The 8883-nt window shown below is 71.4% G+C and carries 5 protein-coding genes; 2 read left to right on the top strand and 3 right to left on the bottom strand.

Going from position 1 to position 8883, the window contains the following annotated elements:
- Positions 1–142 precede the first annotated feature (142 nt).
- Positions 143–973 (bottom strand): carbon-nitrogen hydrolase family protein, encoded by an 831-nt coding sequence (locus EOD73_RS07935; protein ID WP_205702419.1) that lies wholly within the window; start codon positions 971–973, stop codon positions 143–145.
- Positions 970–5013, bottom strand: coding sequence for a YhdP family protein (locus EOD73_RS07930; protein WP_127682338.1), 4044 nt, complete (start codon positions 5011–5013; stop codon positions 970–972). The genes EOD73_RS07935 and EOD73_RS07930 overlap by 4 nt, the downstream gene beginning before the upstream one ends.
- Before the next feature lie 74 nt (positions 5014–5087).
- Here EOD73_RS07930 and glnE point away from each other — a divergent pair, with 74 nt between their 5' ends.
- Both glnE and rrtA read left to right on the top strand, forming a co-directional pair.
- Positions 5088–7859, top strand: a complete 2772-nt coding sequence (gene glnE, locus EOD73_RS07925; RefSeq protein WP_127682337.1) for a bifunctional [glutamate--ammonia ligase]-adenylyl-L-tyrosine phosphorylase/[glutamate--ammonia-ligase] adenylyltransferase — start codon at positions 5088–5090, stop codon at positions 7857–7859.
- Positions 7856–8479, top strand: coding sequence for a rhombosortase (rrtA, locus tag EOD73_RS07920; RefSeq protein ID WP_127682336.1), 624 nt, complete (start codon positions 7856–7858; stop codon positions 8477–8479). Before glnE ends, rrtA begins: the two co-directional genes overlap by 4 nt.
- Here the strand turns inward: rrtA and EOD73_RS17745 are convergent.
- Positions 8418–8801 carry a TraR/DksA family transcriptional regulator gene (locus EOD73_RS17745; RefSeq protein WP_240660627.1) on the bottom strand — a complete coding sequence of 128 codons (384 nt, stop codon included), beginning with the start codon at positions 8799–8801 and terminating at the stop codon, positions 8418–8420. The two genes, rrtA and EOD73_RS17745, sit on opposite strands and share 62 nt — an antisense overlap.
- Positions 8802–8883: the final 82 nt, after the last annotated feature.

Below are 8883 nucleotides of genomic sequence, written 5' to 3'. Positions count from 1 at the left end.
CATCTCGCGCTCCACATGCCCAAGAAAGCCCCCCAAAAGGAGGAACCCCGCTCCAGACTCCCCCCATCTCTTGGGCCCCCAACTCCACGCCTCACGCCACCCGGTCTACCCTCAGCGCCAACTGCACCGCTGAAGAACGCGCTCAGAACCGCCGGTGCTGCAAGGCCGGCAACTGGCTGCGAACCTGTCGTAAGCGCTCTGGGTCGAGCGTGGCCAAGGCCAGGCCCTCGCCCTCGGGCAGTTCGGCCAGCACCTCACCCCAGGGGTCCACGATGGTCGTGTGGCCCCAGGTTCGGCGGCCGTTGGCGTGCATGCCCCCTTGCGCCGGGGCCATCAGGTAGCTCAGGTTTTCCACGGCACGGGCGCGCAGCAGCAGCTGCCAATGGGCCTGGCCGGTGGTGTGCGTGAAGGCCGCCGGGGCGCAAATCAAGCTGGGGCCGAGCTGGCGGTACAGCTCGGGAAAGCGCAGGTCGTAGCACACCGACAAGGCCACCCGCCATCCCGCCAGGTCGAAGGCGCTGGGGGTGTCGCCGGCGGCTTGCACGCGGCCTTCGTCGTAACGCTCTCGGCCGTTGTCGAAGGCGAACAGGTGCACCTTGTCGTAGCGCGCGGCCAAGGCGCCATCGGGCGCGTAGACCAGGCTGCTGTTGCTGACCTTGCCGCCAGCGGCCTTCAAAGGCAGGGTGCCGCCGTGCAGCCACACGCCGTGGCGCCGGGCAGCGGCTTGAAGGCGGTGCTGCAGCGGCTGCGCCAGCGCGTCGGGTTGCGCGGCAAAGTCTTCAGCGATGGCCAGCTTGTCGTCGTCCTGCTGGCCCATCAGGCAGAAGTACTCGGGCAGGCCGATGAACTGGGCGCCTTGCGCGGCGGCCTCGGCGATCCAGCGTTCGGCGCGGGCCAAGTTCTCGGCCACGTCCATGCCGCTGACGAGTTGGACGGCGGCGATGCGCAGGGGGCTGGGGGCGGCAGAGGTCATGGGGCGGACACCGGGTCAGAGGCCGAAGGGGCCGGCGCAGGGGCACTGGCGGGGGTCAGGGGTTTTTCCACCTTGTCAACCTGGGGCGCCGACCACGGGCCAGTGACCAGGAAGTGCGTGGTGTTGGCCGCTGCGATGGGCTTGCGCAGCAGCAACTGGGCCAGGAAGGTGCTCAATCCCACGGCCGGGTTGATGGCGGCGTAAGCCAGGGAGGCGCCCCCTGCATTCACCTCAGGCACGATGAGCACCCGCAGGTCCGTGGTTTGGGCTGCCAGGTCGGCGCTGCCGTCCATCAGCACGCTGGCGTGCACGCCGCCCATGCGCAGGTTGCGGCTGCGGGCCACGCCGTGCTCGATGTGCACGTCGCCGCTGAAGTCGTCGAACGAGAAGCCGTCGCTGAACACATCGCGCCAGTCGAACAGCAGGCGCCGGGGCAGGGACTGCAGGCTGAGCACGCCCAGCAAGCGCGCCATGCCGGGTTCGGCCTTGAGGAATTGGCCGCTGCCCAAGGCGATGCTGAATTGGCCGTCCAGTTGGGCCGGCTCGGGACTCAGTGGGCTGCCGGGCCACCCCAATTGCCCTTTGAGCTCGCCCTTGCCGCCTCGCACGGTGCCGGGATAGCCCACAGCGTCCAGGAAGCGCCCGCTGTTGCTCAGGGCCAGGCTCCAGGCCAGCTCCGTGCGCTTGCGCGCGGGGATCCATTGCCCCTGGGCCTTGAGCAGCGCATCGGGGTGCTGCAGCTGCAGGGTGTCGATGTGCCAGGGGGCACCGGCGGCGGCGGCGCTGGCCTGCAGGTTCAGGCGACCCAATCGCATGCCGCGCAGCTCGAAATCCTCGACCTGCAAATCCACGGACGGCCAGGCCGATTGGCCGGCCTTGCCCTCGTCCACCCATTGCTCCACGCGCTCGGTTTCGCTCTTGGGCAGGGACAGCCGCGCCAAGCGGGCCTGCAAGGCGCCGGGGCCGTTGGCTTGCGGCGTCCATGCCAGGAAGCCAGCCACGCGATCGGACTGCAGGTTCATGCGCTGCGTGCCAGCGTTCACCGACACCCCGGCCACCACGTCCTTCAAAGTGCGGCCCAGCAGGCGGAGCGTGGGCGTTTGCACACTGCCCTGATCGGGCAAGTACCCGCTGCCCACCGGGGTCCCTGGACCTGCGCCGGCCAGCTGCCTTGCCAAGGGAACCCAGGCATCCAGGTCGAGCAGGGGCAGGCTCAAGTACAGGGCGACGCCGCGCTCGGGCGCCCCCGCTTCGGGCCCCGGCGGGCCGATGCGGATGGCGCCGCGAACCGGTCGTTCGTCCTGGCGCTCGTAACGGGCGGTTAACACGCTGCCGACGTCCAGGCTCAGTTGGTCTTTGCCGTTGGCCGCGCCTTGCACGGCCACACGCAGGGGCCAGCTCGCTTCGGCGGGTTTGCGCAAAGGGTCGGGCAAGGCCAGGGTCAGGCCTTGCAGGCTGCTGCGCACCTCCAGGTCGGGGCGGTCGCCGCGCCATTGCAGGCGGGCGCTGTAGCGGGTCGTGCCGGCCATCGACTGGGCCAGCAGGGGCAATGGGGACCACTCGCTGGCCTGGCGAAGGCCCTCGGCGCTGGCACTGCCTTGGGCGTTGAAGCGCACGACCCCGTCGGCTTGGAGTCCCCCGTCCACCCGCACTTCGCCCCCCAGCCACTGCGCCGTGCTGGGTTGCAGGGTGAAGCCGGCCTGGTGGTAATCCAACTTGGCCCGCAGTTGGGTGAAGGTCGGCAGGTCGGGGCGCACTTGCAAATCGCCTCCGTTCAGTTGCACATCGCCCTGCACCTTGCTGTGCGCGAGGTCGTTCAGCGGCAACTGCAGGGACAAGCGCCCTTGTGCAGTGCCGGTGGCGCGGGCTTTGGCCAGGGCGCTGCGGGTCCAATCGTTCAAGGGGGTGCTTTGCACGTAGGCCAAGGCGCCGGCCGCCGTGCCGCGCCATTGGCCCTCCAACTGCAGCGTGGCTTGGTGGGCGAAGTCCTTGATTTGCGCCCTTGCCACGGTCGCCTCCAGGTCCCCGACGCGGGCCTTGGCATTGCGGATGAGCATGCCCGGGCCGTCGAACTCAAGATCGCCCGACACCTCGGCCAGGGCCGGCCACGGCGAGGCATAGGCGGCGCGCGTGTCGTCGGCCGGGTGGCTGGGCACGAAGGCGTAGCGCACCTTGTCGGCGCGGGCCGTCACGCGGAAAACGCCTTCGGCTTGGCCCTTGGGCGGGGTGGGGAAGGGGAAGGCGTGCAAGGGGCCATCCAGCTTGAGTTGCAAGCCTCGGGCCTGCCCGGCCAGCAGGGAGTCGGCCAAGTACTGGCGCGTGGCCGGCAGCGTGGCCGGCAAGTACTTGGCAACGGCCCGTGCCTCCAGCTTGGGGGCGCTGGCTTGCAACTGCAAGTGGCCGCTCGGGTGGCCCGGCAGGCTGCGCCACTGACCGGATAGCTTGAGTTCCGCGTCGTCGGTGTGCAGGGTGGCGGGTTTGAGTTGGACGCGCCAGCCGTTCTCCTCCCGTCGCCATTGCAGGGGCAGGTCGGCCTCGGGCACGGGCAGTCGGTCGACGCTCAGCAGGCCGGGCCAGGTGACGCTGCCTTGGCGCAGGGTCAGGCGCGCTTCGCCGCCTTGTTGGGTGGCGCTCAGGCTCAGCGCGGCACCTTGCCAGCCCGGTTGCCCCAGCGGGTGCGGGTGCTCGGTGCTGGCTTCCGGCGCAGGCAGGGCCCGCAGCGCCAGGTCTTGGGCTGAGGCGGTGACGCGCCACGTGGGTGGCAGTTGGCGGCCGCTCATGGCCCCAGTCCACTCCGCGTCCAGGCTGCTGACCACCCCTTGCGGCTGCCGAGTGCTCAGCGCCTCGTGCAGGGTCTCCCCCACGGGCAGTGCCCGGCCCAGTTGCGCCAGCAGCGCCAGGTCCAGGCGGTCCGCCTGCAGACGCCCGCCCACCAGCGGTCCGGGCAACCAGGGGCCGCCGGCCTCGGCGTGTCGCAGGCTCAGGGTCAGCTGGCTGGTGGGCCAGTGCACCGGCCGCTCGCCCCCCAGGGTGAATTGCAGCCCCTTGGCCTGCCAGCGCGAGCCCTCGGGCAGCGCCTGCCAACTCAGGCGGGCTTGCAACGAGGGCAAGCGCAGCCGCTCGTCCGCCTCGGCCAAGCGCAGGTCCACGCCGGTCAGGGCCAGGTCGGCGTTGACGGCACGGGTGCGGCCCTTGTCGACGTCGATCCAGGCGCGCAGGCGGCCGGCGCCTTGGGTCAGGGCCAGGGGGAGGGTGACCTGCTGCCGCCAGGCGGCCAAGTCGGCCTGCGGCAAGTCGGCGTAAAGCAGGCCGCTCCAGCGCCGCCAGTCGCCCGCCCGCGCCAGCAGGGGTTGGGTCAGGCGGGCACGCAGGCTGAAGCGCTCGCCCCAGGCGGCGGGGGGTGTGGCGTCCAGGCGCACTTCGTGCCGGCGCAGGCCGTTGCGCAGCAGCGCGTCCACGGCCGTGAGGGCCAGGGGCTGGGCGTCGGGCCGGCGCTCGTCGATCCAGGTGAGCGTGCCCCCCTTGATCGCCACCTCGTGCTGGCTGAACAGCCAGTCGGTCAGGGCGGTGCTGTCGCCGCCTTGGCGCAGGGGCTGGCCGCCGACCCACAACTGCCCCTGGGCGTCCATCCGCAGGGCCAGCACCGGTTCGTGCAGGTACAGCTGTTCCAGCCGGGGCACCAAGGCCAAGAAGCTGCGGGCCGACAGGGCCGCCGTCACCTGCGGCAAGGCAACAGCCGTCTGGCCTTGGCCGTCGAGCAGGCGCACGTCGCGCAATTCCAAGACCGGCATCCAACCGCTGGTGCGCACGCTGAGGCTGCCGATGCGCACGGAAGACCCTGTCCACTGTGAGGCGCGCGCTTCCAGCTCCGGTCGCCAACGGTCGACGTTCGGCAGAATCGCCCAATGCAGCACCAGCCACAAGCTGAGCAACACCAGCCACAGGCCCGCCACCCCCAGCAGCAGCCAGCGCAGCGCGCGGCGCAGCCATCGCAGGGGCCGGTGGCAGGCCGCAGCCAGTTGGGACGGGAAAGACGACATGAACGCGGAATGGGCAGCCGCCAAAGCGTGGCAAAGGCGACAGGGGTGAGCGGGGCGGATCGTAGGGGGTGTCGATGAACGCGACGCCAGTGACGGTCGATGACGCGGTGTTGCATCACGCCAGCGCCGCCCACAGCCGATTCGTGCAGCGGGTGCGCCGGCGTTACGCCGCCGACCTGGATCGCTTGCCCCCCGGGGCCCCGACGCCCGACACCCTGAGGGGCTTGGTGGCCGAGTTGCAGGCCTCCGGGCGAGAGCTGGGGGCCGCGCTGCGCGTGGCGCGTCAGCTCTTGATCGAACGCCTCGCGGTGCTGGACGTGGAGCAGCGCGTGCCTTTGTCGGTGGTGACCGGGGCCATGACCGACTGGGCCGAGGTCAGCCTCGACCTGGCCCTGGCCGCCGGCCACGCGGAGTTGCGCGAACGCCATGGCGTGGTGCGCAACGCCGACGGCCAGCCGGTCGACTTTTGGGTCCTGGGCATGGGCAAGCTGGGCGCGCGCGAGCTCAACGTGTCCTCGGACATCGACCTCATCTACGTGTACGAAGAAGACGGCGACAGCGACGGCCCCATGCCGCTGGCCGCGGCCGAGTACTTCGGGCGCTTGGCCAAGCGCCTGCACACCCTGATCGGGGACGTCACGGACGAAGGCCAGGTCTTTCGCATGGACCTGGCGCTGCGGCCGAACGGGAACAGCGGCGCGCCCGCGGTCAGCTTGGCCGCCCTCGAAACCTACTTTCTGGTGCAGGGCCGCGAGTGGGAGCGCCTGGCCTGGCTGAAGAGCCGCGTGGTGGCCCCGCGCGACCCGGCCAGCTTGCAGCGGGCGCTGCAGTTGCGCAGCCTCGTCACGCCCTTCGTGTACCGGCGCTACCTCGACTACTCGGTGTTCGAGAGCCTGCGACAGCTGCACCGCAAGATCCGCGACGAAGCCCAGCGCCGCGCCGCCGGGCGGCCGGAGCGTGCCAACGACGTCAAGCTCAGCCGGGGCGGCATCCGTGAGATCGAGTTCACCGTGCAGCTGCTGCAGGTGGTGCGCGGGGGACAGTTCCCCGAAATCCGCACCCGCTCCACGCTCAAGGCGCTCACCCGCTTGGCCGCGGCGGGGCTGATGAGCCCGGAGACCGCGCAGGCCCTGGCCGAGGCCTACGAGCTGCTGCGGCACATCGAGCACCGGATCCAGTACCTCGACGACCAGCAAACCCACGTGCTGCCGGCCGACGACGCCGACCTCAAGTGGATCGCGCAAAGCCTGGGCCTGGTCTGCAAGCCCGAGGCCTGCGAGCTCATGGAGCGCCTGCTCGAAATCCGCGAGCGCGTGGCCGCCGAGTTCGACGCGCTGCTGCACGACGGCAGCCCCCGCGACGCCGCGCCCGGCGGCTGCAAGGGCTGTGGCACGGCCCCCTTGGCGCTGGACAGCGAGGCCTTCGCCGCGCAGTTGCCCGAGCAGTTGGGCCGGGCGGTGGCGGCTTTTGCCCAGCGCCCCCGGGTGCAAGGCCTGAAAGAAGAGGCCAAGCTGCGCCTGGCCAAGCTGTTCGAGCGCGCGGCCCAGGCCGTGCGCCGCGGCGATTGCAGCGACGAGGCGGGGGCCCGCTTCGTGGATTGGCTTGAGCCCTTGCTGCGCCGAGACGCCTACCTGGCCCTGCTGGCCGAACGCCCGCGCGTGCTGACCCGCCTCCTGCGCCTCCTGGGCCTGGCGCGCTGGCCCATGCGCTACCTGATGCAGCATCCGGGCGTCATCGACGAGCTGGCCGACGAGCGCCTGCTGCAAGAACGCTTCGACCCCATCACCTTCCGCCAAGAGCTGGCCGAGCGCCATGCCGCCTGGGTCCGCTCGGGCGAAGACCTGGACGAAGAAGCCCTGCTGGACGCCCTGCGCCGCGCCCACCATGCCGAGGTGTTCCGCACCTTGGTGCGCGACGTCGAGGGAGTCATCACGGTCGAACAGGTCGCCGACGACCTGAGCCTGCTGGCCGACGCCCTGCTGCAAACCGCCATCGATTGGGCCTGGGCGCGGCAGTTCAAGGCGGGCAAGGCGCACCGCGCCACGCCGCGCTTTGCCGCCATCGCCTACGGCAAGCTCGGCGGCAAGGAGCTGGGCTACGGCTCCGACCTCGACCTGGTCTTTCTGTTCGACGACGACGACGAGCGCGCGCTCGAGGCCTACAGCGCCTTCGTGCGCAAGCTCGTGCCCTGGCTGACCCTGCAGACCCGAGCCGGGGGCTTGTTCGACATCGACACGGCCTTGCGCCCCAACGGCAGCAGCGGCCTGCTCGTGAGCAGCCTCAAGAGCTTTGCCGCGTACCAAGAGGGGCGTGGCAGCAACACGGCCTGGACCTGGGAGCACCAGGCCATCACGCGGGCACGCTGGTGCGCGGGCGACCCGGCCTTGCAGGCCCCGTTCGACGCCGTGCGCGAATCGGTGATGAGCGCGCCGCGCAGCCCGTCGGCGCTCAAGGCCGAGGTGCTGGCCATGCGCGAAAAGCTGCGCGCCGCCCACCCTGTGCGCGCCGGTCGCTTCGACTTGAAGCACAGCCCTGGCGGCATGCTGGACGCCGAGTTCGCCTTGCAAGCCTTGCAGCTGACCCACAGCGCCGTGCACCCGGAGCTGATGGCCAACCTCGGGGTCATCGCCTTGCTCAAACGCGCCGAGCGCGACGGCCTGCTGCGTCCCGGTATCGGCCAGTCCGCGGCCGACGCCTACCGGGCCCTGCGCCACCGCCAGCACCGCCTGCGCCTGGACGAGCAGTCCACCCAAGTGCCCGACGAGGACTTGGGCGAGCTGGACGCCCACCGACGCGCCGTCCTGGCCCTGTGGGGGGCGGTGTTCCCAGCGCCTGCGGCCGCGTGATCGCGCGTTCAGGCCGCGCCTGGGGGGGCGGCGCCGTGGCCTTGGCCGCGGTGGCATGCGCGGCGTTCGCCGCGGGCCTCGACCCCGAGCGCTGGGCCTGGCAGCGCGCGGCGCTGGCGGCAGAACCCTGGCGGTGGATGAGCGGTGCCTTGGTGCATTGGAACGGGCTTCACGCGCTGGCCAACGGAGCCGGCGCACTGGTGCTGGCCTTCGTGGGCGCGCGCGCGGGCATGGGCTGGGACGCCGCCCGCGCTTGGGCCTTGGCCCTGCCTCTGGCGCAAGCCGGCCTGTGGCTGAAGCCCGACCTGCAGGAGGTGGCCGGTCTGTCGGGCTGGCTGCACGCTGGCGTGGCGGTGCTCGTGTTGGACTTGGTCGCGCACGGCGTGGGCCGCGACCGCCTGTGGGGCGCGGCCATCGGCCTGGGCTTGCTGGTCAAGCTGGGCCTGGAGCAGCCCTGGGGACCTGCCTTGCGCCTGGAAGCCCTGTGGGGCGACATGCCGGTGGTGCCTTGGGCCCATGCCACTGGCGCAGCGGCCGGGGCCTTGGCCTGGGCGGGGCTCAGCGCGTTTCGGCGGAGGCCTGGCAGCGCAAGCAGCGTAGGGCCATCGGCTGCGCCTTGAGGCGGTCGAAGGCGATGGCCTCCCCGCATGCGCTGCAGGTGCCGAGGCGCCCCTGGCGCAAGGCCAGCAGGGCGTCGCCAATGGTGACCTGCTCTTGGCGCAGTTGGTCGGCCCGGGCGAGCATCACGGCCCGGTCGTCGGGGTGCTCGCGCGCCGCCTCGGGGTCGTCGTTCAGCAACTGACTGGCCAAGGCGGTTCGGCTGTCGCTGGCCGCGCCCGCTTGCTCGGCCAGGGTGCGGAGTTCGGCCTCCAGCGCGTGCTCGCGGGCGCGCAGTTCGTTTTCAATCAAGGCGCGTTGGCCGGCGGTCAGGGTCGTGGTCATGGGGGCGCTCGCTAGGTCGAGGTCTCCATGCTGCCCCCCGGTGGGGCCCTTGGCCTTGCGCAGGGTCAAGGCCGGCGCTGGC

Source organism: Inhella crocodyli, assembly GCF_004004565.1.
Taxonomy (GTDB): domain Bacteria; phylum Pseudomonadota; class Gammaproteobacteria; order Burkholderiales; family Burkholderiaceae_C; genus Inhella; species Inhella crocodyli.
Note: the sequence above shows the minus strand (reverse complement) of the source record. Positions and strands in the feature narration are given on the sequence as shown.

Coding starts and splice junctions, on each gene's coding strand:
- EOD73_RS07930 (WP_127682338.1), bottom strand. CDS start 5,013: ATGTCGTCTTTCCCGTCCCAACTGGCTGCGGCCTGCCACCGGCCCCTG.
- glnE (WP_127682337.1), top strand. CDS start 5,088: ATGAACGCGACGCCAGTGACGGTCGATGACGCGGTGTTGCATCACGCC.
- EOD73_RS17745 (WP_240660627.1), bottom strand. CDS start 8,801: ATGACCACGACCCTGACCGCCGGCCAACGCGCCTTGATTGAAAACGAA.
- EOD73_RS07935 (WP_205702419.1), bottom strand. CDS start 973: ATGACCTCTGCCGCCCCCAGCCCCCTGCGCATCGCCGCCGTCCAACTC.